Source organism: Actinoalloteichus sp. GBA129-24 (assembly GCF_001941645.1).
Lineage (GTDB): Bacteria > Actinomycetota > Actinomycetes > Mycobacteriales > Pseudonocardiaceae > Actinoalloteichus_A > Actinoalloteichus_A fjordicus.
Genome location: NZ_CP016077.1, coordinates 883,395 through 907,276 on the forward strand (window position 1 = coordinate 883,395; position 23,882 = coordinate 907,276).

Annotated in this window: 22 protein-coding genes; 10 read left to right on the forward strand and 12 right to left on the reverse strand. The window is 70.4% G+C overall.

From position 1 onward, the window contains the following. The first annotated feature begins 80 nt into the window (after positions 1–80). Positions 81–698, forward strand: coding sequence for a hypothetical protein (locus tag UA75_RS04165; RefSeq protein ID WP_075743380.1), 618 nt, complete (start codon positions 81–83; stop codon positions 696–698). Between the two features lie 172 nt (positions 699–870). Here UA75_RS04165 and trhA read toward each other — a convergent pair whose 3' ends face one another. Both trhA and UA75_RS04180 read right to left on the reverse strand, forming a co-directional pair. Next, positions 871–1,524, reverse strand: coding sequence for a PAQR family membrane homeostasis protein TrhA (trhA, locus tag UA75_RS04175; protein ID WP_075739039.1), 654 nt, complete (start codon positions 1,522–1,524; stop codon positions 871–873). A 292-nt stretch (positions 1,525–1,816) separates the two neighbouring features. Continuing rightward, positions 1,817–2,077, reverse strand: coding sequence for a hypothetical protein (locus tag UA75_RS04180; protein WP_075739040.1), 261 nt, complete (start codon positions 2,075–2,077; stop codon positions 1,817–1,819). 574 nt (positions 2,078–2,651) lie between these two features. Here UA75_RS04180 and UA75_RS04185 point away from each other — a divergent pair. Together UA75_RS04185 and UA75_RS04190 are read left to right on the forward strand one after the other, a co-directional pair. Then, the gene (locus tag UA75_RS04185; protein ID WP_075739042.1) at positions 2,652–3,896 is read left to right on the forward strand and encodes a DUF885 domain-containing protein; all 1,245 of its coding nucleotides are present in this window, start codon (positions 2,652–2,654) and stop codon (positions 3,894–3,896) included. A 559-nt stretch (positions 3,897–4,455) separates the two neighbouring features. Next, positions 4,456–5,733, forward strand: coding sequence for a PhoH family protein (locus UA75_RS04190; protein ID WP_232237796.1), 1,278 nt, complete (start codon positions 4,456–4,458; stop codon positions 5,731–5,733). A gap of 215 nt (positions 5,734–5,948) precedes the next feature. Here UA75_RS04190 and UA75_RS04195 read toward each other — a convergent pair whose 3' ends face one another. Continuing rightward, complete coding sequence (locus tag UA75_RS04195) at positions 5,949–7,388, reverse strand: GuaB1 family IMP dehydrogenase-related protein (RefSeq protein ID WP_075739046.1); 1,440 nt, start codon at positions 7,386–7,388, stop codon at positions 5,949–5,951. Between the two features lie 9 nt (positions 7,389–7,397). After that, positions 7,398–8,864, reverse strand: coding sequence for a PLP-dependent aminotransferase family protein (locus tag UA75_RS04200; protein WP_075739048.1), 1,467 nt, complete (start codon positions 8,862–8,864; stop codon positions 7,398–7,400). Between the two features lie 46 nt (positions 8,865–8,910). On the opposite strand from UA75_RS04200, the gene UA75_RS04205 reads away from it, so the two are divergent. Continuing rightward, entirely contained in the window at positions 8,911–9,918 is a 1,008-nt protein-coding gene (locus UA75_RS04205; RefSeq protein ID WP_083682903.1) for an EamA family transporter, read from the forward strand. 490 nt (positions 9,919–10,408) lie between these two features. Further along, complete coding sequence (locus UA75_RS04210; protein WP_083682904.1) at positions 10,409–11,560, forward strand: glycerophosphodiester phosphodiesterase; 1,152 nt, start codon at positions 10,409–10,411, stop codon at positions 11,558–11,560. A 90-nt stretch (positions 11,561–11,650) separates the two neighbouring features. Here the strand turns inward: UA75_RS04210 and UA75_RS04215 are convergent, their stop codons facing one another. Beyond that, positions 11,651–13,075: a class II fumarate hydratase gene (locus UA75_RS04215; protein ID WP_075739050.1), complete on the reverse strand. Its 1,425-nt coding sequence runs from the start codon at positions 13,073–13,075 to the stop codon at positions 11,651–11,653. 111 nt (positions 13,076–13,186) lie between these two features. Here UA75_RS04215 and UA75_RS04220 point away from each other — a divergent pair, with 111 nt between their 5' ends. Then, the gene (locus tag UA75_RS04220; RefSeq protein ID WP_075739052.1) at positions 13,187–14,173 is read left to right on the forward strand and encodes an NAD(P)/FAD-dependent oxidoreductase; all 987 of its coding nucleotides are present in this window, start codon (positions 13,187–13,189) and stop codon (positions 14,171–14,173) included. Positions 14,174–14,218: 45 nt separating this feature from the next. On the opposite strand, the gene UA75_RS04225 is transcribed toward UA75_RS04220, so the two are convergent. From UA75_RS04225 to glpX, 3 genes are all read right to left on the reverse strand, one after another. Then, positions 14,219–15,085: a S1 family peptidase gene (locus UA75_RS04225; protein WP_075739054.1), complete on the reverse strand. Its 867-nt coding sequence runs from the start codon at positions 15,083–15,085 to the stop codon at positions 14,219–14,221. Positions 15,086–15,251: 166 nt separating this feature from the next. Continuing rightward, on the reverse strand, positions 15,252–15,536 hold the full coding sequence (locus UA75_RS04230) for a hypothetical protein (RefSeq protein ID WP_157433981.1): 285 nt from the start codon (positions 15,534–15,536) through the stop codon (positions 15,252–15,254). Positions 15,537–15,795: 259 nt separating this feature from the next. Then, complete coding sequence (gene glpX, locus UA75_RS04235; protein WP_075739058.1) at positions 15,796–16,878, reverse strand: class II fructose-bisphosphatase; 1,083 nt, start codon at positions 16,876–16,878, stop codon at positions 15,796–15,798. Positions 16,879–17,274: 396 nt separating this feature from the next. Between glpX and UA75_RS04240 the strand changes: the two genes are divergently transcribed. From UA75_RS04240 to UA75_RS32525, 4 genes are all read left to right on the forward strand, one after another. Further along, complete coding sequence (locus UA75_RS04240; RefSeq protein WP_198042917.1) at positions 17,275–17,877, forward strand: DUF4245 domain-containing protein; 603 nt, start codon at positions 17,275–17,277, stop codon at positions 17,875–17,877. 476 nt (positions 17,878–18,353) lie between these two features. Continuing rightward, the gene (locus tag UA75_RS04250) at positions 18,354–18,947 is read left to right on the forward strand and encodes an RNA polymerase sigma factor (RefSeq protein WP_075739064.1); all 594 of its coding nucleotides are present in this window, start codon (positions 18,354–18,356) and stop codon (positions 18,945–18,947) included. Beyond that, on the forward strand, positions 18,944–19,798 hold the full coding sequence (locus tag UA75_RS04255) for a hypothetical protein (protein WP_075739066.1): 855 nt from the start codon (positions 18,944–18,946) through the stop codon (positions 19,796–19,798). Before UA75_RS04250 ends, UA75_RS04255 begins: the two co-directional genes overlap by 4 nt. A 280-nt stretch (positions 19,799–20,078) precedes the next feature. Further along, entirely contained in the window at positions 20,079–20,267 is a 189-nt protein-coding gene (locus UA75_RS32525; RefSeq protein WP_157433982.1) for a hypothetical protein, read from the forward strand. An 846-nt stretch (positions 20,268–21,113) separates the two neighbouring features. On the opposite strand, the gene UA75_RS04265 is transcribed toward UA75_RS32525, so the two are convergent. From UA75_RS04265 to UA75_RS04280, 4 genes are read right to left on the reverse strand one after another with little or no spacing between them, the layout of a single operon-like run. Further along, positions 21,114–21,380, reverse strand: coding sequence for an exodeoxyribonuclease VII small subunit (locus UA75_RS04265; RefSeq protein WP_157433983.1), 267 nt, complete (start codon positions 21,378–21,380; stop codon positions 21,114–21,116). Beyond that, complete coding sequence (locus UA75_RS04270) at positions 21,377–21,754, reverse strand: sugar ABC transporter substrate-binding protein (RefSeq protein WP_157433984.1); 378 nt, start codon at positions 21,752–21,754, stop codon at positions 21,377–21,379. Before UA75_RS04270 ends, UA75_RS04265 begins: the two co-directional genes overlap by 4 nt. Before the next feature lie 53 nt (positions 21,755–21,807). Beyond that, positions 21,808–23,109, reverse strand: a complete 1,302-nt coding sequence (gene xseA / locus UA75_RS04275; RefSeq protein WP_075739070.1) for an exodeoxyribonuclease VII large subunit — start codon at positions 23,107–23,109, stop codon at positions 21,808–21,810. After that, positions 23,106–23,834 carry a lipid droplet-associated protein gene (locus UA75_RS04280; protein WP_075739071.1) on the reverse strand — a complete coding sequence of 243 codons (729 nt, stop codon included), beginning with the start codon at positions 23,832–23,834 and terminating at the stop codon, positions 23,106–23,108. Before UA75_RS04280 ends, xseA begins: the two co-directional genes overlap by 4 nt. Positions 23,835–23,882: the final 48 nt, after the last annotated feature.

Below are 23,882 nucleotides of genomic sequence, written 5' to 3' on the forward strand. Positions count from 1 at the left end.
AACAAGACGACGAGCCGCCGTGTTGGATGGGATGTAATTAAGTAATCCTTGCAACGGAGGTTCACATGTACGCACGATTCATGGCCGCCGGACGCGGTCCGCACGGCTGGGGCGGCGGTCCCGGCCACCGCTCAGGGCGCGGCAAGGGCGGCGGGCGCGGGCGTGGCGGCTGGCAGCAGGCCGAACTGCCCTCGACCGACGACGCGGCCGCCTGGTTCGCAGGCCGTCTTCCCGACGACTGGTTCGTCGGGGCGCCGGAACTCACGGTGGACCGGGAGGAGATCCTGCTGGTCGGCGAACTGCCCGCGCTCGACGAGGCCTTCTCCGACGACGCGGCACGCGGTGCTGCCGAGTCGGGTCGGATCGCCCGCTTCCGCGAGCAGACCAGGGAGGATCGCATCGAGATCGCCCGACAGGCCGAACACCGCTACGACCGGAAGGTCGCCTGGGGCGCTCGCCTCGGCAGTACCGAAGAGCACTTCACGACGGTCTCGGTGCCGGTGATGACCAGGCTGCGTCAGTCGGAGCGGCTCGTCCTCGACACGCTGGTCGATGCCGGGGTGGCCCGTTCGCGATCCGAGGCCCTGGCCTGGGCCGTGCGGCTGGTCGGCGAGCATGCCGACGAGTGGCTCGGTGAACTGCGTGAGGCCATGGCCGAGGTCGAGAAGCTCCGGTCCCAGGGGCCCGATCTCGGATGACCGACGCGCGGGGATCGCGGGGTCGGCGGCACGCATCGCCGACCCCGAGACGGTCGTCCTCCGGCTCCGGCCCGGTGGTGATCGATCGGCCGTGCGATCCCACGAGCCTGCCCGGCTCGCGAACCTCGGCGCGGCGGGCCCACGGTGTCGGCGACGATCCGCCGCACCCGGCTCAGGCGTACAGCACCAGCCAGATCGCCACGTAGTGGCAGAGGGCCGCGACGACCGTCGTGGCGTGGAAGAACTCGTGATAGCCGAACACCGACGGCCAGGGGTCCGGCCAGCGAGTGGCGTAGAACACCGCGCCGACCGTGTAGAACACCCCGCCGACGATCAGCAGTACGAGCGCCGCGACCCCGGCGTTGGCCCCGATCTCGGGCATCACGAAGACCGCGACCCAGCCGAGCCCGATGTAGATGGGCACGCCCACCCACCGTGGCGAATGCGGCCACAGGAGCTTCAGCGCGACGCCTGCCGCCGCGCCGCCCCAGATCACCGACAGCACGATGACCCCGGTTCCGGGGGACAGCGCCAGGAAGGCGAACGGTGTGTAGGTGCCCGCGATGAACAAGAAGATCATCGAGTGATCGAGACGCTTCATCCACGCCCGGCTCGACGCGCTCGACCAGTGGCGTCGGTGATACAGCGCGCTGACGCCGAACAGACCGAGGACGGTCAGCACGTAGATGGTCACCGATACCGCTGCGCGTCCGGAGACCGTCGCCGCAGCCATCACGATGAGCGTGCTGCCCGCGAGCAGTGCGGTGAAGAAGGACCAGAAGTGAATCCAGCCGCGCATCCGAGGCTTCACGAGCGGCTTCGGCATGGTCGGTGTCGTCACGCGACACAGGTTACGGGACCGTAGGTTACGGAACGGTAGCGTGTGGGCGGCGACACTGCGAAGTGGCGTGCCGGGGTGGGCGCGGTGCGCCGTGCCGTCGGCTCTCGCCGATGGCGCCGCACGGCCCTTCGCCGTTCGCGAGGCCGTTCGCGACTGCCGCAGCGGTGACGCCGCCCGGTCGAGGACGGGTGGCGGCAGACACCCGATCCGGGCTGCCCGCACATACGACGTCGGGGCGCCGGGCCCGAAGGCCCGACGCCCCGACTGGTACACCGACTCAGTCGTCGATGAAGGTGTGGTTGCCCACGTCGTTGATCTGCGGCGCGTTGGTGCAGTGGCTGATCTGCGGCGAGGCGATCGGGATGATCGCGCCCAGGATCGCGACGTTGTTGCCGCACAGCTGGATCGGCAGCACGCTGAGCTGGTTGTCGTTGAGGATGTTGATGCCGTCATTGTCGTAGCTTCCGGCGTGAGCGGCCGGAGCCAGCATCAACAGTCCGGCTGCAGCAGCGGCGACAGCGCCTGCCTTCTTCAGCACTTGGATTCACTCTCCTCAATTATTTGAGATATAACTCGGGATTCCCGGTGCACCGTCACCCGAGGCGTCCGAAGACGACTCGGGCAGTAGAACCTCGCGGTTCCACAGTCCCCGTCAGGGCCGTCGTGACCGACGTCGCGGGGTTCCCGTCGTTCGGAGACCGCCCAGCCGGGCTGAATGCGGAAATCCGCGACAGGCGTTTTCGGTCTCCGAGCCACTCCCGGCGACCGGTTCGGGGTCCGATTCATGGGCAAGCCATGGACCGGTGTTCTCTTGTCGAAACCGAAAGCTACTAGGTGTTTTCCCATGATGGGAAATCGAGTCACACTATTGTGTGAAATCTGATTCGGGTAGGTGCGAAGATCATTCAATTGGGTGAACTCTATAGGGTGTAGATCGACGGAAAGGTGTATTTCACTCGATAGTGATCGGTGCAGGTGATCGGTGCATCGTCGCCGATGGGTGTCGGTCCGAGCTGGTCAGCCTGGGCTGGCCGGGTCTGCGTCGGTGTGATGACTTTGGTATAAGGCGGCTCTCGTGGAACAGGGGGTCCGGCCCGTAGGCTCCCCGGTCCATGGACGGCAACCAGCTCGTGCGCGAGTACCTGCTGCTCGGACTGCGCTTCGACCGGCTGGTCGAGGGATTCGTCGACGCCTACACGGGAGATCCGCGACTCCGGCGTCAGGTGGACGGCGAGCCGAGGCCCGTTCCCGGCGTACTCGCCTCGCGGGCCGCCGAGCTGCGTGCGGAACTGCCCTCGGTCGGTCTCGACGTAGGCCGAACCCGATTCCTTGCCGCACAGCTCACCGCACTCGAATGCTCGGGGCGTCGACTGGCGGGGGAGCCGATCGGATTCGTCGACGAGGTCGAGGCCTATTTCCAGGTCCGGATCACGCCAGGCGACCAGGACGTGTATCGGGCCGCGCACGTCGAGCTGGACTCGCTGCTGCCGGGAAGCGGGTCGTTGCCCGATCGACTCGCCGAGCTGCGACGGCGCGACGAGGTCCCGCCGCATCGACTCGAAGGCTGTGTCGTGGAACTCTCCGGCGCGCTCCGCGAACTGGTCCGAGGTCGATACGGCCTGCCCGATCAGGAACGGGTCGAGTACCAGGTGGTCAGCGACAAGCCGTGGAGCGGTTTCAACTACTACCTCGGCGACTACCGCTCGCGGGTCGCGATCAACGCCGACATCGGCCATCGGATGGCCCACCTGGCGCACCTGGTGGCGCACGAGTCCTATCCCGGTCATCACACCGAGCACTGCCGAAAGGAGGCGGGCCTGCTCGGCAGGCAGGGCTTCGAGGAGCAGGCCCTCTTCCTGGTCAACACCCCGCAGTGCCTGATGGCGGAGGGACTGGCCGATCTCGGCCTGCACGCGATCATCGGACCGGGGTGGGGGCCGTGGACGGCCGAGATCATGGCCGACCTCGGGCTGCGGATGGAGGGCGAACTCGTCGAACGGGTCGAGACGGCCAGGGCCGGGCTGCTCGGCGTGCGGCAGGACGCCGCGTTGATGCTGCACGATCGGGGCGCGGACGAGGAGGCGGTCGTGGCGTTCCTCCGTCGCTGGCTGCTGATCTCGGACCGTCGAGCCCGCCAGTCGCTGCGCTTCATCGCCGATCCGCTGTGGCGGGCCTACACCACGACCTACGTGGAGGGCTACCGGCTGCTGCGGAGCTGGCTCGATCTGAGACCGGCCGCCGAACCACTGGCCTCCCGGTATCTGAGACTGTTGGACGAGGCCCTGGTGCCGGAGTCCGTCCGGGTGGAGACAGCCGCCGCCGAACGGGTGAACGAGACGAGCGCCGAGCGGTGGTGACGTATCGGGCATCTGCGCCTGTGACGGCTGTTTGTGCCCGCAATGAGGTCGACGTTTCACCTGTTCGGGCCTGTCCGAATGGTTTCCTGCCCTGGTTTGGCCTACACGTAGCGTGCGGGTGTCTATCGACCGAATCACCTGTGTGGCCCGTGCCGGCAGCCCCCGAGCAGAGGTAGCGTCCGAAGAGGCGAGTCGTGACGGAGGCGGCCCGCCCCGGGAGGCTCACGTCGTGGCTTTGACGGGTACGACAGCGGATGGCAGGCGGCAGCCCTGCCGATCCGGTCGTTCGGGGCGGACACGGGGCGGTCTCTCGTCCGCTGGTGTCCGTTGCGGACGGCGACGGCGTACCCGAACGGTCGCCGAGCGCGCCCGGCCCACCGAGATGCGGCCGCGTCGCCGTGGTCGCTAGGGAGTTGCCGTGACTGCACCCCGTTCTTCGAGGCGGTCCGCCAGCCGTACCTCCAGCAGCGTGTCGAACACCCCGGAGGTGACGGCCGAACCCGCCAGGCGGGCCACCCGCGCACGCGGGACCCGCACGAAGGATCGCACCGCCACCTACGTGCTCGACACGTCGGTCCTCTTGTCCGATCCCTGGGCGATCACCAGGTTCGCCGAGCATTCCGTGGTCCTGCCGCTGGTGGTGATCAGTGAGCTGGAGGGCAAGCGGCACCATCCCGAACTGGGCTGGTTCGCCCGCGAGGCGCTTCGACTCCTGGACGACCTGCGGCTCCGCCACGGGCGGCTGGATCGTCCGATCCCCGTCGGGGAGGCCGACGGCACACTGCACGTCGAGCTGAACCACACCGATCCCACGGTCCTGCCGCCGGGCTTTCGCACCGATTCCGGTGATGCACGCATCCTCGCCTGCGCGTTGAATCTCGCGGCGGAGGGCAGGCGGGTCACCCTGGTGACCAAGGACATGCCCCTCCGGGTGAAGGCGGGCTCCGTCGGACTGGTCGCCGACGAGTACCGGGCGCAGAACGTGGCCCCTTCCGGGTGGACCGGGATGGCCGATCTGGACGTCGAGCACGAGCTGATCGACGCCCTCTTCAAAGAGGGGACCGTGGATCTGGACGAGGCACGGGACATGCCGTGCAACACGGGACTCCGGCTGCTCTCGGGAACGGGCAGTGCACTGGCCAGGGTGACGGCGGAGAAGCGAGTCCGGCTGGTCCGAGGCGACCGAGAGGCCTTCGGCCTGCGGGGTCGCTCGGCCGAGCAGCGGATCGCGCTCGACCTCCTGCTCGATCCGGAGATCGGGATCGTGTCGCTGGGCGGCAGGGCAGGCACCGGCAAGTCGGCGCTGGCGCTGTGCGCGGGGCTGGAATCGGTGCTGGAACGGTCGCAGCATCGGAAGGTGGTGGTCTTCCGACCGGTCTATGCGGTCGGCGGTCAGGAGCTCGGCTACCTGCCCGGCAGCGAGAGCGAGAAGATGCAGCCGTGGGCCGAGGCGGTGTTCGACACCCTCGGCGCCCTGGCGGGGCAGCACGTGATCGACGAGGTGGTGGATCGGGGGATGCTGGAGGTCCTGCCGCTGACCCACATCCGAGGCCGGTCACTGCACGACTCCTTCGTCATCGTCGACGAGGCCCAGTCCCTGGAACGCAACGTGCTGCTCACCGTGCTGTCGCGGCTGGGCAGCAATTCGCGGGTGGTGCTCACCCATGACGTGGCGCAGCGGGACAACCTCCGCGTGGGCAGGCACGACGGTGTCGCGGCGGTGATCGAGAAGCTCAAAGGCCATCCGCTGTTCGCCCACGTCACGCTCACGCGCTCGGAGCGATCGCCGATCGCGGCCCTGGTGACCGAGATGCTGGAGGGGGACTCGCCGCTCTAGCCGGAACTCCCCGTCGTGACGCCGGTGCCTCCTTCGCGCCGGCGTCACGCAGGTCCGGCCCCGTGACGTCCCCGGGTTCGGCGGGTGGTCTCAGAGCCTGTCTTTGATCCCCAGTTTCCTGTTGCGCGGGGCCAGCGCGGCGCCTGCCCTGCGCAACAGGACAGCAGGGATCACCTACCGGCCTCAGATATCGGCGGGGTCGTGGCCCCGCCCGATCACCACCCGGCGGGCAGCGGGCGACCCTCGGCGAAGCCGGCCGCGGACTGGATGCCCAGCAGCGCCCGCTCGTGGAACTCCTTCAGGGTTTGCGCGCCCGCGTAGGTGCAGGCGGAGCGGACACCGGAGGAGATCTCGTCGATCAGGTCCTCGACGCCGGGCCGCTTCGGGTCCAGCAGCATCCGCGAACTGGAGATGCCCTCCTCGAACAGACCCTTCCTGGCCCGGTCGAACGCGCTGTCGGTGCGCGTGCGGGCACCGACGGCACGCTTGGAGGCCATGCCGAACGACTCCTTGTACGCGCGGCCGGACTCGTCGCGGCGCAGGTCGCCGGGCGATTCGTAGGTGCCTGCGAACCACGAGCCGATCATCACGGAGGAGGCCCCCGCCGCCAGGGCCAATGCGACGTCGCGCGGATGCCGGACTCCGCCGTCCGCCCAGACGTGCCTGCCGAGCGCACGCGCCTCGGCGGCGCACTCGGCGACGGCGGAGAACTGCGGCCTGCCGACGCCGGTCATCATCCGCGTCGTGCACATCGCGCCGGGACCGACGCCGACCTTGATCACATCGGCTCCCGCCTCGACCAGGTCGCGGACGCCCTCCGCGGTCACGACGTTGCCCGCCACGAGCGGGACCTGCGGGTCCAGCGCCCGAACCGCCTTCAGCGCGCTGAGCATCTTCTCCTGATGCCCGTGCGCGGTGTCCACGACGAGGGTGTCCACCCCGGCCGCCAGCAGCGCAGCTGCCTTCGCGGCCACGTCGCCGTTCACCCCGACCGCCGCCGCGACCCGGAGGCGTCCCGCCGCGTCCAGGGCGGGTTGATAGATGCCTGCGCGCAGCGCGCCGAGGCCGGTCAGCACTCCCACGAGCCGTCCGTCGGAGTCGACCGACAACGCGGCGGTCGCCTGCCTGCCGTGCAGCCGGTCGAAGACCTCGCGCGGCTCGGTTCCGGTGGGCACGACCACCAGCTCCGTGTCGAGCACCTCGCCGAGCCGGGTGAACCGGTCCACTCCCGTGCAAGCCGCCTCGTCGACGGTGCCCACCGGTCGCTGATCGTCGTCGACGACCACGACGAGGCCGTGCGCGCGCTTGGGCAGCAGATTGAGCGCGTCGGCCACCGAGTCGTCGGTGCGTAGCACCAGGGCCGTGTCCCACACCGGGTGCCGGTGCTTCACCCAGTCGACGATCTCCGCGACCGCGGCGGGCGCCACGTCCTGCGGCAGCACCACCAGACCACCGCGTCGGGCGACGGTCTCGGCCATCCGCCTGCCTGCCACCGCCGTCATGTTGGCCACCACCAGGGGCAGCGTCGTCCCGGTGCCGTCCGACGTCGACAGGTCCACGTCGAAGCGAGACTCGACCCCGGAACGTCGAGGCACGAGGAAGAGATCGTCGTAGGTCAGGTCGTGGGCGGGGCGGTGTCCGTCAAGGAACTGCACACCGGAAGCTTACGGGCCGTCGACCCCGGGGTGTCCGATCCGCCGTGGGCCGGGACCGGATCCGTCCGCCCCCTCGGACACCGTCGCGACGACCTGCACCGCCTCGCGCAGCCGGTCCGGGGTCAGCCCCGCGTAGCCGAGGACCAGGCCGGGGAACAGCACCGAGGGCGGCAGGCCGCGCAGATAGTCGGAGAGCGGCGGAACGAGCACGCCCGCCCGAGCCAGCGCACTGCTCAGCCTGCGGTCGTCGACGCCGTCGGGCAGCCTGGCCACCAGGTGCAGACCGGCGGAAGGGCCGACCACCCGCCAGCCCGGCAGCCGGTTCGCCAGCGCCTCGACCAGGGTGTCCCGGCGATGACGGTTGATGCGCCGGGTGCGACGCAGATGCCGGTCGTAACCGCCGTCACGCACCAGCCGGGCCAACGCCGCCTGATCGATCGTGCTGGAGCCGAGATCGCGCAACAGCTTGATGCGCGCCAGGTCGTCCCGGATGCCGAGGGGCGTGACGAGCCAGCCGAGACGCAGGGCAGGGGCCAGGGTCTTGGACACGCTGCCCAGATAGGCGACGTGGCCGGGGGCCAACGATCGCATCGCGCCGATGGCGGGCCGGTCATAGCGGTGCTCGGCGTCGTAGTCGTCCTCCAGGATCAGGCCGTTCACCCGGCGTGCCCACTCCACCAGCGCCAGCCTGCGCTGCGGAGCCAGCGCCACGCCGAGCGGAAACTGATGTGCGGGGGTGACCAGTACTGCGCGGGCCGAGGTCGCGGCCAGCACGTCCACGCGAAGCCCGTCCTCGTCGACCGGGATCGGCACCACCGACAGGCCGGACCCCGCGAACAGCCGGGGCTGTCCCGGATGGCCGGGGTCCTCCACGGCGATCTCTCGATGACCGTGGTCGGACAGGTGGGCCGCGAGCAGGGAGAATCCCTCGGCCGCACCCTTCGTGATGATCACTTCGGCCGGATCGGCGTGCACGGAGCGCACGCGTCCCAGATAGGCGGCGAGTTCCTCCCGGAGAGCGCGCAGGCCGACCGGATCGGGATAGCCGAGAGCATGGTCCGGCAGCTCGGCGAGGCCGGCCCGCACCGCCGCCACCCAGGCCGCGCGGGGGAAGGCGGAGAGCGCGGGCAGGCCCGGCCGCAGGTCCCAGGTCTGCTGCGCGGCACGCGGGCCTGCGACCTGCGACGGTTTGGCGCCCTCATCCACCACCCTGGCCACCGAGGTGCCCGATCCTCGGACGGCGATCAGGTATCCCTCGGCCACGAGCTGGGTGTAGGCGCTGGTGACGGTTCCTCGGGCCAGTCCGAGCTGTGCGGCGAGATCCCGGCTGGACGGCAGCCGAGTTCCGGCGGCGAGTCGTCCGACGCGGACGCCGTCCCGGAGCGCGGCCTCCAAGGTTCGCTCTCGGCGGCCCCTGGTCGCCGTGGACATCTCGGGCAGCAGCAGCTCCCGCAGAGTGGTCCATTCTGCACGCATGGGAGTGGACCTTATCTCTGGACCACTCGCCGGACACGCTGGCGCCATGACCGCCGGAGCCCTCGTGCCACCCGCAGCGCCCCGCTCGGCCCGTTCCCCCGGCGCCGCCGTCGGGCTGGGGCTGGCGGGCATCGTCCTGGTCGGCGGCTCCGTGCCGATCACCGGCCTGCTCGACGACTATCCGCTCTTCGCCGCCCAGTCGCTGCGATACCTGATCGGAGCGCTCTGCCTGCTCGGCCGGCTGCTGCTGCGAGGCCGCAGCCCCGGTGATCGAGGGCCTGCCGACCGCAGGCAGGCAGATCGGGGCGCGGAGGATCGGGCGCGGCGCGGGTGGCGCCTGCCGGTGCCCGGCGCGCGCGACCTGCTCGCCCTCGCGGCGGTGGCCGCGTTCGGCATGGTGGGCTTCAGCATCTTCGTGCTGCTCGCCCAGCGACATGCCGATCCCGGTCTGGTGGCCGCCATGGTCGGGTCGGCCCCGTTGCTGATCGGCATCCTCGCTCCGCTGATCGCGGGACGGCGGCCGGGCCGGGCGGTGATCCTCGGCGCCGCGCTGGTGGTCGTCGGGGCGGCGGTGCTCTCCGGCGGCGGCTCCTGGCAGGGGCCGGGTCTGCTGCTGGCCGGTCTCGCGTTGGCTGGTGAGGCCGCCTTCACGTTGTTCGCGGTCGGACCCCTTCGTCGACTCGGGGCGATGGCGACGGCGGCGTACGCCTGTGCGGTTGCCGCGATCGGTGCGGGGCTGGTCAGTGTGGTCGCCGAAGGGCCTGCGGCCTGGCGGCTTCCCTACCCGGCCGAGGCCGTCGCCCTGCTGGTGCTGGGCGTGCTGGTCACCGCGGTGGCCTTCGGCTGGTGGTTCCACTGTGTGTCGACGGTCGGCGCCGATCGCGCGTCGGTGCTGATCGGCGCCATGCCGGTGGCCGGGTTGGGGGTTGCGGTGCTGCTGGGTGCGCAGGAGCTCGCGGCTTCGGCGCTGCTCGGCGCGGTCCTGGTCGCCCTCGGCTGCGTACTCGGGCTGGGGGTGCGTCGACCTCGCCGAGGCGGCGACGGGGCGTGCTGAGGCGATCAGGGCGGAGGCGGCGGGACCGAGTAGGAGGGCCGGTGGTCGAGCCGTGTCGAGTCGGGCCCGTGTCGCGTCGGGCCGTGCTGAACCGGGCGGCGGCCCCGCTCACGGATGCGACGCGTCGAGTTCCATCGGGGGCGCGGCCGGTCTGCGAGGATCGTCCGGGGCCGAGATCGTCCGGGTCGCCTCGGGCGGAGGCCGTCGTCCGGCTCTCTGCGGCAGCCGAGGCCGCACCGGTCCTCCAGGGCCGCTCGGTGCGCGCCCGCCGACGAGTCGTCCGGAATGACGTGTGCACCGCCGCCCGGCGGCCTCGAGGACGGCGATCCGGCCGAGGCCGCGACGAGGTCGCAGAGCAGTCCCGCCGCGCGGCATGGGCGTCGTACTCCGCTAACCCGACGTCCATCTCGTCGTCGGGTGACGCTGTCACGCTCGCGAGGCAGGCGCGGCAGACTCGCGGCGCCTCTCCACGGCACGAAGGGACTCGTCGATGGTCAGAACATCAACGCTCACGGTGTCATTGCTGGTCGGCGCGGTGCTCTTCACCTCGGGCGTCGGGCAGGCAGCCGTCGGGCAGACCCGTGGCTCGGCGGCGGACGCGGCCGGTGCCGATCGGGCGGCCGAACAGATCGCGGGCGAGGCCGACGCGGCGGGCGGCGTACACCGCAGGTCGTTCGACATCCAGGCTCATCGCGGCGGGATGGCCTACCTGCCAGAAGGCACCCTGCCCGCGTTCGAGAACGCCCTGCGCATCGGCGTGACGACGCTGGAACTCGACATCCAGATCACCGAGGACGGTCGCGAGGTCGTCACCCATGATCGGCTGATCAACCCGGCGAAGTGCCGGGACACGGCGCCGGTGGTCGAGGGCGACCCCGACTTCCCCTACGCGGGCAAGTACGTGCACACGCTCACCTTCGCGCAGGTGCGCACGCTCGACTGCGGATCGCAGACTCAGCCGGACTATCCGGAACAGCGGCCGAGGCCCGGCGAGACGATGCCGACCCTGCGCGAGGTCTTCCAGCTCGTCCGCCGATACGGGGCACACGACGTGCGCTTCAACATCGAGACCAAGGTGGAGGCAGGCGCCCCTGAGGAGACCGCGCCGCGCGAGGAGTTCGTCCGCGTCGCCGCCCGCGAGATCCGCCGGGCGGGGATGCTGCGCCGCACCACGATCCAGAGCTTCGACTGGGGCGCACTGATGCTCATGCGGCGAATCGAACCCCGACTGCCGTTGATCGCCCTGACCGAGCCGAACTTCCTCCAGGTCGGCGAGCCCGGCCGGTCGCCGTGGCTCGGCGGCCTCGACATCGACGACTTCGGCGGCAGCCCGGTCCAGGCCGCCCGGTCCTTCGGAGCCGGCGCACTGTCCCCGGTGCACGGCACCCCGCAGCACGGTGTCGTCGGTGACCCGGACTACGTCCCCTTCACCACCAGGGCGATGGTCGAGGAGGCTCATGAAGCGGGCATGAAGGTCGTGCCCTGGACCATCAACGACGAGGCCACCATGCACAAGCTGATCGACGACGGGGTGGACGGCATCATCACCGACTATCCCCGGCGGCTGCGCAGCGTCGCCGCCGAGCACGGCTTCGAGCTGCCGAAGCGCTATCGGCACGGACACTGCGGCGGACGCGGCTGAGCATTGCCTGCGCAGACAGCGCGAACGGGCCGATCTGATCTCCAGCCAGATCCCAGACCGGCCCGTTCGCCGCTGATCGAGCAGGAGAGATCAGCGGGTGCTGTTGGTCATCCGCAGCACGTCGAGCGCCTCGTCGAGCTGCTCCAGCGTGAGGCTGCCCGCCTCGACGTGGCCGCGTTCCAGCACGACCTCCCGGATCGTCTTGCGCTCCTTGAGGGACTGCTTGGCGATCGAGGCCGCCTCCTCGTAGCCGATGTAGCGGTTCAGCGGGGTCACCACGGACGGCGAGGACTCCGCGTACTCCTTGGCTCGCTCCTCGTCGACCTCGGTGCCCACCACGACCTTGTCGGCGAGCAGGCGGGCCACCGCCGCGAGCAGCCTGCAGGACTCCAGCACGTTCCTGGCGATCACCGGCAGCATCACGTTGAGCTGGAAGTTGCCCTGCGAGCCTGCGAAGGTCACGGCGGCGTCGTTGCCGATCACCTGCGCCACCACCATCATGGTCGCCTCGGAGATGACCGGGTTGACCTTGCCGGGCATGATCGAGGAACCGGGCTGGAGGTCCGGCAGCCGCAGCTCGGCCAGGCCGGTCCTCGGGCCGGAGCCCAGCCAGCGCAGATCGTTGGCGATCTTGAACAGCGAGACGGCGACGGTCTTGAGCTGCCCGGAGACCTCGACGACCCCGTCCTGAGTGGCCTGCGCCTCGAAGTGGTCGCGCGCCTCGGTCAGCGGCAGCCCGGTGATCGCGGCCAACTCCTCCGACACCGCCGCGCCGAACCCGGCGGGAGCGTTCAGCCCCGTGCCCACGGCCGTGCCGCCGATCGGCAGCTCACCCAGCCGGGGAAGGCTGCTCTGGAGCCGCTCGATGCCGTAGCGGACCTGGGCCGCCCAGGCCGCCGTCTCCTGGCCGAGCGTGATCGGCACGGCATCCATGAGGTGGGTGCGGCCGGACTTGACCACGCTGGCCCACTCGTCGGCCCGCTTGCTCAGCGTCGACGCCAGGTGCTCCAGCGCGGGGATCACGTCCGTCACGACCGCCTCGGTCGCGGCGACCCGGATCGTGGTGGGGAACGTGTCGTTCGAGGACTGCGAGGCGTTGACGTGATCGTTGGGATGAACATCACGTCCGGCGTGCCGGGTGGCGAGCGTCGCGATGACCTCGTTTGCATTCATGTTCGACGAGGTGCCGGAGCCGGTCTGGAAGACGTCGATCGGGAAGTGCGCGTCGTGCAGCCCGTCCGCGACCTCGCCCGCAGCTGCGGCGATGGCCTCGGCCAGGTCTGCGTCCAGCACGCCGAGCCTGCCGTTGACCCGGCCTGCAGCGGCCTTGAGCAGCCCGAGTGCCCGAATCTGGGCCCGTTCCAGGCCTCGTCCGGAGATCGGGAAGTTCTCCACGGCCCGCTGGGTCTGTGCTCGCCACAGGGCTTCGGCGGGCACCCGAACCTCGCCCATGGTGTCGTGTTCGATGCGGAACTCGCCGTCGTTGGCCGGAGCGCCACTCTGCTGCTCTGTCATGGCTCCTGTTTGTACCGGTTGGGTGCATCGCTGGGCACCGCGACGTCCAACACATAGCCTGGATGTAGTCCACACCACAGTGCCGGCGGACAGGCTCGGAGCGGAGCGGCGATGGCGGCAGACCGGGACCACGAGGTCGATCTGCTGGTGCTCGGCGCGGGTCCGGCCGGACTCTTCGCCGCGTACTACGCGGGCTTCCGAGGGCTGTCGGTGGCGATCGTGGACGCGCTGCCGGAGCCGGGCGGCCAGATCACCGCGATGTACCCGGAGAAGATGATCCTCGACGTCGCGGGCTTCCCCTCGGTGCGCGGCCGCGATCTCGTGGCGGCGCTCGTGGCGCAGGCCGATCGGGGCGCCCCGGCGTATCTGCTCGGCAGGCAGGCCCGCACGCTGGTTGCGTTGCCTGCGGGCGGCAGTCGGGTGGGCCTCGCTGACGGCATGCGGATCGACGCCCGTGCCGTGCTGATCACGGCGGGCCTCGGCGAGTTTCGGCCCCGCCCGCTGCCCGGTGCGGGGGAGCGCGTCGGCGACTCGGTGCTGCACTTCGTGCCCCGACCGACGACGCACGAGGGTGAGGACATCGTCGTCGTCGGAGGTGGCGACTCCGCGTTCGACTGGGCGGAGGCGCTGCATCCCATCGCCCGCAGCGTCACCCTGGTCCACCGGAGGTCTCGCTTCCGGGCCCATCCGGCGATGGTGCAGGCCGTCCGCGAGCGGGGCGTGCCGATCATCACGGACGCGGAGGTGCACGAGCTGCTCGACGGCCCTGCCGGGTTGAGTGCGGTGGTGATCAGGCTCGCCGACGGTCACCTCAGATCGCTGCCCGCCCAACGGGTGATCGCCGCCCTGGGCTTCGTCGCCGATCTCGGGCCCATCGAGACCTGGGGGATTACCGTCGATCAGCGGACGATCCCGGTCGACAGCACCATGCGGACGTCGATGGAGCGGGTCTATGCGGCCGGGGACATCGCGTCCTATCGCGGAAAGGTGCGGCTGATCGCCACCGGCTTCGGCGAGGCCGCGACCGCCGTCAACAACATCGCGGTCGCGCTCGACCCCGAGGCGCATCTCTTCCCCGGACATTCCAGCGAGGCGTGACGGCCGAGAGGATCGCGCGGCCGCCACGCCTGCCCAGGATGAAGATCAGGCGCTGATGTGCGACTGGATCCAGCCGTAGTGGGCGCTGACGTCGGTCGCGATCGTCACGCCCTCGCCGCACCAGGGCGAGCCGCCGTTCTCGCCGGGGTACCCCATCCGAGCGGTGAGACCCGCCAGGTAGGTGAAGCCGCTGCGCTCGGCCAGCACCGGGCCGCCGGAGTCGCCGTAACAGGGGCCGGTGCCCGCTGCTGCCACGTGGCAGAGCTCGGTCTCGGAGTTGAAGCCGCTCTCGCAGCCGAGACGGTTGTCGATCAGGACGTCCAGTTCCTGGAGGATGTCGGCCTGGCCGCAGCCGCCCGGCTCAGCGCACTGCTGTCCCCAGCCCAGCAGCAGACCGTACTGGTCGTCGGTGGGACGACGTGCCTGCAGCGTGATGGGCTGGGCGTCGGGCACCGGGCTCTCCAGGCGGAGCAGCGCGATGTCCATGTCGATGCGGGTGACCTCGGAGTCGTCGTAGTCCGGGTGGATGACGATCTCGGTGAAGTCGACGACGGTGCCGCCCTCGTGGCCGTTGATGCTGCCCACGCGCAGGTTGCTGCCGTCGGCCCTACCGCCGTAGACGCAGTGCGCCGCAGTCACGACCCAGTTCTCGTCGACCAGGCTGCCGCTGCAACCGAGGGAGCCGTCCGGACGGACCAGCGTCGCGATGAACGGGTAGTCCTGGGTCGCATCCCGGCCGCCGACGATCATCGTCTCGATGCGGTCTGCGTCGGAGGCCTGCGTCTCGGCCTCGACGGCCGGGGAGGTGCGCGTGTCGGCGTCCTCGGTCGCGCCGGCGGGTCCCGCCGTGGCGATCAAGACGGGAGCGACGGCGGCGGCGAACAGCGCCGCGACGGACTTTCGGAGTCGCATGAACCCTCTTCTCGTGAACGAACCTGTGTCGACAGGGTCAAAGAGGGCGGTAAAGATCTGGTTGGCGTCGCAACCGGGTGGTGGTCGTGTGCGGGCGGCACCGCCGGAGGCGATCTCATCCGGCGGTGCCGGGTCTGGTCAGCCGGTGATCAAGAGAGGGTGACGGTCAGGCTATGGCGTGGAACACCAGAGCGCCGAGGGCGAAACCGGCGATCGTGGCCGCGATCGCCACCGGTATCGCACTTGGCGAGGGATCGGTCGCCTTGGCGTAGCCGACGATCGCCAGGATGAACGCTGCGGGCCCGAACAGAATCGGACAGAACAGGGGCGCGATCGCGGCTAGGACGAAACTGATGATCGTGCAGACCCCTGGCGCTGGAGACCGATCCTGCTGACGGTCCGGGAGACGATGCTGCCTGCGTCGTTCTTCCTCCAAGTCCTCAAGCGGCAAGATCTTCTTGTCGCTTGAGGTCCCTGGCGGAGAATTGATCGAAACCGGCCTGGTGATCTTTCTGTTGAACTCTGCTGAGAAGGCTAAGGACGGAGCAGCGCCGATGGTCCGATCGGCCTACTCCGGCTGAGCAGGTGGAGGCGTCGACGGCGGCGGTGCCACTGAGGCGTGGTGCCACCAACACTGGGGGCCTCGATCACCCGCCGGCGGCCCTGACCGCCTGGCAGTCCGAACGAGCCTCCGCACCGACGGCTGCGGCTTAGGACAGCGGCACCTCATAGTCCGGCTGTTCGCCTGCCGAGCCGAAGTCGACCGAGGCGTACTCGCGGAGCTTGGTGATCCGGTGGTAGCCGTCGATCAGCCGCACGGTCCCCGACTTCGAGCGCATCACGATCGACTGGGTCGTGCAGCCGCCTGCGCGGTAGTGGACGCCGCGCAGCAGGTCTCCGTCGGTGATGCCGGTGGCGCAGAAGAAGACGTTGTCACCGCGCACCAGATCATCGGTCTCCAGCACCCGATCCAGGTCGTGCCCGGCCTCGACAGCCCTCGCCCGCTCCGCGTCGTCCCTCGGCCACAGCCTGCCCTGCATGGTCCCGCCGAGGCACTTCAGCGCCGCCGCCGCGATGATCCCCTCCGGCGTCCCGCCGATGCCCAGCAGCAGGTCGACCCCCGTGCCGGGGCGGGCAGCCGCGATCGCGCCCGCGACGTCGCCGTCGGAGACGAACCTGATCCGCGCGCCCGCCTCCCGCACCTCGCGCACCAGGTCCTGGTGGCGCGGCCGGTCCAGGATGCAGACGGTGACGTCGGAGATGCCGATCTGCTTGGCCCTGGCCACCCGACGGATGTTCTCCGCTACGGGGGCGGCGATGTCCACCGAGGATGCCGCCTCCGGGCCGACGGCCAGCTTCTCCATGTAGAAGACGGCCGAGGGGTCGTACATCGCGCCTCGTTCGGCCACGGCCAGCACGGCGAGGGCGTTGGGCATGCCCTTGGCCATCAGCGTCGTCCCGTCGATCGGGTCGACCGCCACGTCACAGTCGGGTCCGTTGCCGTCGCCGACCTTCTCGCCGTTGAACAGCATCGGGGCCTCGTCCTTCTCCCCTTCGCCGATCACGACGACGCCCCGCATCGAGACGGTGCCGATCAGCTTGCGCATCGCGTCGACGGCGGCCTGATCGCCCCCGATCTTGTCGCCACGGCCGACCCAACGGCCCGAGGCCATCGCCGCAGCCTCGGTCACGCGGACCAGTTCCATCGCGAGGTTGCGGTCCGGCGCCTCCGGGCGGGGTGCGGCCGGGTCCGGCTCGGCGAGTTGGTTTGCTGCGGGCGGCGGCGTGCTCATGGCGTCTCCCGAGATGGCGTTCCTACTCGATTCAGAGCAGGAGGGTGGGTCGATGTTGGCAGAGATCACAGGACCGTAGGGGGCGGACGTGGCAGTGGATCGAACAAGGTGGTGCGACACACTCGATCGATGCGCTCCCTCAGGCCATCGGGTGTCGCGAACCGCCGGATCGCGGGTCGTTCAGGCGGCAGGTCGGGGGCCTGCGATGTCCTCGCCCCGCCAGCCCGGACCCGTGCTCGACGCATCGGCCTTGCTCGCTCCGTGCGACGCCTGGGCGGCGGAGGGCGTCCCAGCTGCGCCCGGCCCCGCCCACCTTCCGCCGTCACCGGCCTGCCTGCGGCGTCGTCGACGGCACCGGGGCCGGTCGGCTCCTCGGCGCTTGAGACGATGGGCGATGTGACAGCGCCGAAGACGACCCCGCCACCGCTGCAGAAGCCGAATCGGGCGTCGCTGACCGGCAAGGACATGGTCGGATCGATGCTGTTGCTCGCGACGCTGATCCTGCTGGGAGCCGGTCTGCTCGGCAGGTGCTCGTTCAGCCCCACCGGACCCGATCCGGCGGCCATCCCGGCGCCGACGGTCGACGTGGCCGAGGGGCTGGGCCGCGCGGCCGACCGGGTGGACTTCCCGGTGCGGCTGCCCGAGGCGCCGGCGGACTGGCAGGCGACGACACTGCGCGTCAACGAGATCGATCCCGCAGGCCGCCACGCCGTCCGCGTCGGGTGGCTGACGTCGGAGGGGGCCTATCTGCGACTGTCGCAGTCCGACGCGGACGAGGGGACCCTCGTCGGCTATGAGACTCGGCAGGCTGCGGCAGGGCAGGGCGTGGTGACCTCGGCGGGCTCGGAATGGGTCCATTACCTGGGTGAACGCGATGAGACGGTGTGGGTGACCGAACTCGATGACAGTCTGGTGCTCCTCACCGGCACCGGAACGGAGGCGGACTTCCACACCCTGGCGGAGGCCGTCGTCGCGGCGGACGTCCTTCCGACGAGCTGACGCTGTCGACTGGGCGATTCGGATGGCGGGGGTGATCTCGCCGCGGGCCGATCTCGGTCGTCGATCGACGCCGGTCGCATCGTGCAGCGTCGGTGCGGTGTCGACCGCACCCCGCTCGGCCTGCCTGCGCGGCCTGCCGGGCTTGCGTCCGGAGCACCGGGAGAACGCGCGGCCGATTGACTGCCGCCCGACCAGTGGATACTCGCCTGCGGCGTGAACGGTTCCCCTTGCGTGCCTGCCTCGGCTTCGGCCGGGCTTCGGCGGCGTCTGCTCGGCACGCCGACCGCGACGACGAGCAGCCTGCCCGCCTCACCAGCGGCGGTACTGCCAGAACGGCGCCCCGCCTGCGCCGCGTGGGATGAGTGTCGATCCGCAGGTGCGGTGCGCTGATTCGAGGGCCTGACGCGGTGCGGGTAACACTGGCGCCGTCCGCGACCAAGAACTGTCGTCAATGGCCACGGCGATCGGGTGACGGAATGACAGCAGAACGATCCGAATCGGATCTTGCGCGACTATCGCGCGATCAAGACGCCTTTGAGCGCTTCTATCGAACACACGTGGACTCGGTCCAGCGGTTCATCGTCCGTCGCGTCGACGACCCGCACCTCGCGGCCGACCTGACCGCCGAGGTGTTCCTCGCCGTGATCCACTCGGCCCACACCTACCAGGCTCGCCGTGGTAGGGAGGCCGCCTGGTTGTTCGGGGTGGCCCGCAACGTCGTCTCGGCAGACCGGCGTCGCAGGGCACGGGGGCTGGCCGTGGTGAGTCGCATCGCGGGCCGCGAACTCGCCGATGAGGACGACATCGCCGCACTCGTGGATCGGATCGATGCCGAGGCATCGGCACGCAGGCTGATGCTCGGGATGGACCGACTCTCCGACGGCGAGCGAGCGGTCCTGGAACTGACGGCCCTCGACGGGTTGTCGATCTCGGACGCCGCGCGGGCCCTCGGCATCTCGTCGGTCGCGGCCAGGGTGCGCCTGCACCGCGCCCGCCGCCGGATGCGCAACCACCTGTCCTCGACCGCGAACACCACCACCACGACGACCGCAGCGGAGGCACGGACATGAGCAGTGACCGGAACGGCACCCGTCGATTCGAAGAGCGTCTTCTCGTCGAGCTGAAGCAGGTGGTCTCGGAGCAGGCCGGTCGGCAGCCAGTCACCGCTGTGACACCGGCAGCGGGCTTCGCCGCTCGTGTTCGACGTCCTCGACTGGCGGCGGCCGCAGGCCTCACCGCAGTCGGAACGACCGGCGCCGTGGCCTTGATGCTCACAGTGGGCGGCGCGAGCGCTGCCGCCTTCTCCGTCGAGGAGCAGGACGACGGGATGGTTCGCATCGAGATCTCGGATCTCCGGGACGGCGACGAGTTGGAGAGCGCGCTCGCCGAGGCGGGGATTCCGGCCACGGTGGACTACCTGCCGGACGGCATGATGTGTCGACAGCCGAGGTTCGCCATGCACGGCGCCCCCGACGACGCTCACCACGGCCTTCTTCCCGGCGAGTCGGGGGCGGTCATCAGCGAGGACGGTGTGACCGCGTCGGCAGGCGGAGAGAATTCGCCTGAACCGAACGTCGACGGCGAGGCGAACGAAGCACCAGAAGCAGGGCTGCCTGCTGAGGGAATCCCGCCGGGCGCGACCTCGGTCGAGATCGGGATGGGTGAAGACGGCACGCCCTATGCCAGCTTCGCCCTCAATCCGGCGGACTTCCAGAACGGCCGTTCGCTGGTGATCGAGACCACTGGCTCGGAGGACGTCAGCAGCCTCTCGATCGCGATGGGCGAGGGCGAGGTCTTGCCCTGTGAAGAGATCGAGGTTCCGGCCGGACAGTTCCCGCCCGGCGACGGCGACGCGGTCTCGGAAACGGAGGACGTGGTGGAGGGGCACCCTGGTGAGAGCTCGGAAGGGGCCCAGAGGTAGGACCCGATGCAGGAGACGGCGGAGGTCGTCTCGACGAGGTCTGCGGGTTGAGCAGGGACTCTGACTGACGGGTCGCGGCGGGGTGGGAGATGCCCGCCGCGCCCGCCACCGGCGTCCAGTGGGGTTCGCACCGGTCTCGGAGCGCTCTTCGGGGGGCGCTCCGAGACGACTGCCTGTGGCGGACACGGTGCCTGTGGCGGACACGGTGCCTGTGGCGGACACGGTGCCTGTGGCGGACACGGTGTCCGTGTCGGTCCGAGGTGGCTGCGCTGCTGGTCAGATGGCTGCGCAGGCCGGCATGACCTGGCCGGACCGGGTGGCTGCGCCGGAGATTCGCGGCGGGCTGGATACGTCGGGGGGTCGGCTGGGGCACGGCAACGTGTTCGTGCGGCTGCCGGGCGCTGATCCGAATCGGGGAGCGTTGCGCGTTCACCGCCCGGTGTTCGGCAATCCCGGCTGGGGCGAGTAGTCCTGACCCGCCCGAACAGGTGGGCTCGCGTGTGCCCGGGGGGTGCGTCCGGGTGTTCGCCGCTGCGAACCTGCCGGGCTGATCACCGAGCGGCCTGCCGGATTCCGGGCGGCGGGGGCGGCGAGGCTTCACCGTGACTGTGACCGCACCTCAGCGCACCGCACCGCACCGCACCGCACCGCACCGCACCGCACCGCCGAGATCGTCCAAGTGGTTTCACACTGCCGGATACACGGGACCTGGGCCTGTCGGCCTCGTCGTCGGGTGAGTCCGCAACGAGCCTGTCATCGGCCGGTCAGGCAGGCGCAGCAACACGCGGCCCGGGTGCTGCCCGCGCGGGCCGAGTCCGGGACCGAGCCTGCCGTGACGATCGCCAGGGAGATCGGGTGATGACGGTCTACCGCGATCGAGCGGCGATGCCTGCACCGCGACCGGTTCGACCGTGTCGCCTCCGAGATCGTGCGTGCGCGGGTCGCTGTCGGGCACGGGCGGAACCTCCACGCCCGACGTCGGCCGATCATTGCCCAGAATTCCGTATCACCCGTCCGAGCGCACTGTTCGGCCTGAGTCGGACCGCCATACCGACGCTGTCGTGTCTTGTCGCTGAGGGCCGGAGTGCCTGTCGTCGACCGGTGGGGACGGAGGGCACCTCGTCCACCGCGAGGACGGGAGCGTCGAGGACATCCCGGTGGCCGTCTCGACCGCACCGTCGCCGGAATCGTCCGCGAGAGAGTCCTGCCGTCCGGTGCGCGGGACCTCTCTGCTCGGCGGACGTCGGCATCAGAAGGCGTGAGACCGGTGGTCGGGCAGGCTGTCTGCCCTGCCTGCCTCACCTGGTCCGGGCGCTCAGCGCTCGGTGTCGTCGGGGGGCGTCACCGAGGCGAGGGCGCGCTCCACGCGTTCCCGCGCGCCCGCGAGTCGCCGCTCGCAGACGGTGGCCAGGGCCTCGCCTCGCTCCCACAACGCCAGGGAGTCCTCCAACGACAATCCGCCTGCCTCCAGCCTGCGCACCACTTCGGCCAGCTCGTCTCGCGCCTGCTCGTAGCCCAGCGCGGACTGCTCGGCATCCGGTTGCACGGCGTCGGCCGTCGACTGCTCGTCTTGTTCGCTCACACCGTCGAGCTTCCCAGGCGCGTCCCCAAGGAGACCACTGCGGTGGCCACGGTCTGGTCGTAACCGCTGACGGCCTCCGCGAACTCCTCGCCGTCACCCTCCTCGACCGCCGCACCGATGCGCAGCGCGGCCGCAGAGACCCGCCTGCCGTGCGCAGAGTCGTTCCATCGGTCCTGGCCCGCGGCCGAGGACAGCGCGGTCGATAACGCGAGGAGCCGAGCACTCAGGTCGCGACGCGCCGGGGAGTCACACCCGGCGAGCAGTCCCACCCAACAGTCGGCCGCCGTGCGGTCGGCCTCCTCTGCTCTACGCCGTACCGTCTCGTCCGCGGGCGCTCTCGCGGGATCATCTGACCCGGTCGTCGAGGTCCTCACCGCAGCCAAGGTGAGGGGAAGAAAGGTGGGCTTGCTCGCCGGGTAGGGCACCACTACCTCCGGTCACCGCTGTCGGTCGGTTGTGTCACGACGGCTCGCACCGCGCCGTCGACCACCCGCACCCGCAGCACCGTTTCCGGCGCGGCGTCGGCGATGGATGTGAGCACCCCGGCAGCTCCATCCGCGTCAACACGTTGTACGACCGCATAACCACGAGCCAATGTGGCAGCGGGTCCGAGAGTGGTCAATCGGGATCGGGTCGCATCGAGACCAGAATCCGCGGTCGACAACCCCGTCAGCACCGCACGTAGGCTGCGCTCGCGCAATGTTGCCACTTCCTGCGCCCGATGTGCCAGTGGAGCGAGCGGAGACGCCAACACCGGCCTACTGCGCAGCGAGGTCAGCAACCGGGTCTCCCGGTCCACCCAGCCGTGCAGCGCCCGACGTCCTCGGTCCCGCAGCAGGCTGATCCGCGCGACCTCCTCCGCCATGTCCGGCACGACCCGCTTCCCCGCCCCCGTCGGGGTCGAGCAGCGAAGATCTGCGACGTGATCCACCAACGGGGTGTCCGGCTCGTGGCCGATCGCGCTGACGACGGGCGTCCCGCAGGCCGCCACGGCGCGACACAGCGTCTCGTCAGAGAACGGCAGCAGATCCTCCACACTGCCGCCGCCGCGTGCCAACACGATCACCTCCACGTCCCGGTCGGCGTCCAACTCACGCAGGGCCGTCACGATCTGTGGCACCGCAGTCGTCCCCTGCACCGCCACGTTGCGCACTTCGAAACGCACCGACTGCCAGCGTGCGGTGGCGTTGGTGATCACATCGTGTTCGGCGGCCGAGGCCCGCCCGGTGATCAGCCCGACCTTATTCGGCAGGAACGGCAGCCGTCGCTTCCGCGCCGGATCGAACATGCCTTCGGCGGCGAGCAGCCTGCGTAGTCGCTCGATGCGGGCCAGCAGTTCGCCGATGCCCACCGCCCTGATCTCGTCCACGCGCAGACTCAGCGTGCCCCTGCCGAGATAGAACGTCGGCTGACCATGCACGACCACGCGCGCGCCGTCGGTCAGCGGCGGGCTGGCCGACCGCACCAGCCCGGCGGGGCAGGTCAGGGTGAGCGACACCTCCGCAGCCGGATCACGCAGGGTCAGAAACGCCGTTCCGGTGCCGGGGCGTGCCGAGATCTGGGTGATCTGACCCTCCACCCAGACCGAGCCGAGGCGATTGACCCAGTCGGAGATCTTGCGGGCGACGGTGCGGACCGGCCAGGGATCGGCAGGCGAGGTGGGCGGGGCAGGCGTGGACGGGGAGGCAGGGCCCGAGGCTCCCGAGTCCGGCGGGGCAGGCGGGGTCACTCGGCGCCCACCGTGACCAGTCGGTTCGACAGCATCCGGACGTACGCGGGCCGTGCCTCACCCGCCTGTTCGTAGGCGAGCAGCGCCCTGAGCTGCTCCGGCGAGAAGCCCCGAAGCCTGCCCCTAAGCTGGGCGAGGCTGAAGGCGTCGTAGCCGGTGACGGGCGCATCGGACGGGTGCGGGGAGTCCTCCTCGGGGACCACGGCCCCGGCGAACCGGCCTCCGGCGGAATCGCTGCGCTGCGAACCAGGGCGGTCGGCGTCCGCATCGCCGTCGCTGCCTGCGTCGCGGCTGCTGCCGGTGGCGGCCGCCGACGACCGGGTGGACGCACGGCCGGATCGAGCGTCACGGCCTGCGCGAACGTCACCGAGAACGGGGTCGCTGAGGGCGGACTCACCGAGACCGGCGTCATCGGCATCGTGGTCATCGGTGTCCGGGCGGGGGGAGCCCGCCCGGAACGCCGACGGCACGTCATCGGCGGGCAGGTCCTCGTCGAACGTCGCCCACTCGGGATTCTCCTCTGGGGTGCGCAGCCCGGACAGTGCCTCGTCGCCCTTGATGGCGAGTTCGGTCACCTGCTGCTGGACCCGCATCGACAGGGCGAGGGCCTGACTGACCACCGTGACCGGCAGTCCCGCAAGCTGCTCGGGCAGTCTGCGGGCCTGCTCGACGGCGGTCACCGCCAGACCCGCAGCCAGCCGAACGGGTAGTGGCAAGTTCGTCATGCTCTCAGCGTGCCGTAGGTGGGCGCGGCTGCACAGCGCGAACCGGCA

What these genes read in the sequence shown, in the direction of transcription:
- UA75_RS04165 (WP_075743380.1), top strand. Translation starts at nt 81, where the DNA reads ATGGCCGCCGGACGCGGTCCGCACGGCTGGGGCGGCGGTCCCGGCCAC.
- trhA (WP_075739039.1), bottom strand. Translation starts at nt 1,524, where the DNA reads ATGCCGAAGCCGCTCGTGAAGCCTCGGATGCGCGGCTGGATTCACTTC.
- UA75_RS04185 (WP_075739042.1), top strand. Translation starts at nt 2,652, where the DNA reads ATGGACGGCAACCAGCTCGTGCGCGAGTACCTGCTGCTCGGACTGCGC.
- UA75_RS04200 (WP_075739048.1), bottom strand. Translation starts at nt 8,864, where the DNA reads ATGCGTGCAGAATGGACCACTCTGCGGGAGCTGCTGCTGCCCGAGATG.
- UA75_RS04205 (WP_083682903.1), top strand. Translation starts at nt 8,911, where the DNA reads ATGACCGCCGGAGCCCTCGTGCCACCCGCAGCGCCCCGCTCGGCCCGT.
- UA75_RS04210 (WP_083682904.1), top strand. Translation starts at nt 10,409, where the DNA reads ATGGTCAGAACATCAACGCTCACGGTGTCATTGCTGGTCGGCGCGGTG.
- UA75_RS04215 (WP_075739050.1), bottom strand. Translation starts at nt 13,075, where the DNA reads ATGACAGAGCAGCAGAGTGGCGCTCCGGCCAACGACGGCGAGTTCCGC.
- UA75_RS04220 (WP_075739052.1), top strand. Translation starts at nt 13,187, where the DNA reads ATGGCGGCAGACCGGGACCACGAGGTCGATCTGCTGGTGCTCGGCGCG.
- UA75_RS04225 (WP_075739054.1), bottom strand. Translation starts at nt 15,085, where the DNA reads ATGCGACTCCGAAAGTCCGTCGCGGCGCTGTTCGCCGCCGCCGTCGCT.
- glpX (WP_075739058.1), bottom strand. Translation starts at nt 16,878, where the DNA reads ATGAGCACGCCGCCGCCCGCAGCAAACCAACTCGCCGAGCCGGACCCG.
- UA75_RS04250 (WP_075739064.1), top strand. Translation starts at nt 18,354, where the DNA reads ATGACAGCAGAACGATCCGAATCGGATCTTGCGCGACTATCGCGCGAT.
- UA75_RS04255 (WP_075739066.1), top strand. Translation starts at nt 18,944, where the DNA reads ATGAGCAGTGACCGGAACGGCACCCGTCGATTCGAAGAGCGTCTTCTC.
- UA75_RS32525 (WP_157433982.1), top strand. Translation starts at nt 20,079, where the DNA reads ATGGCTGCGCAGGCCGGCATGACCTGGCCGGACCGGGTGGCTGCGCCG.
- UA75_RS04280 (WP_075739071.1), bottom strand. Translation starts at nt 23,834, where the DNA reads ATGACGAACTTGCCACTACCCGTTCGGCTGGCTGCGGGTCTGGCGGTG.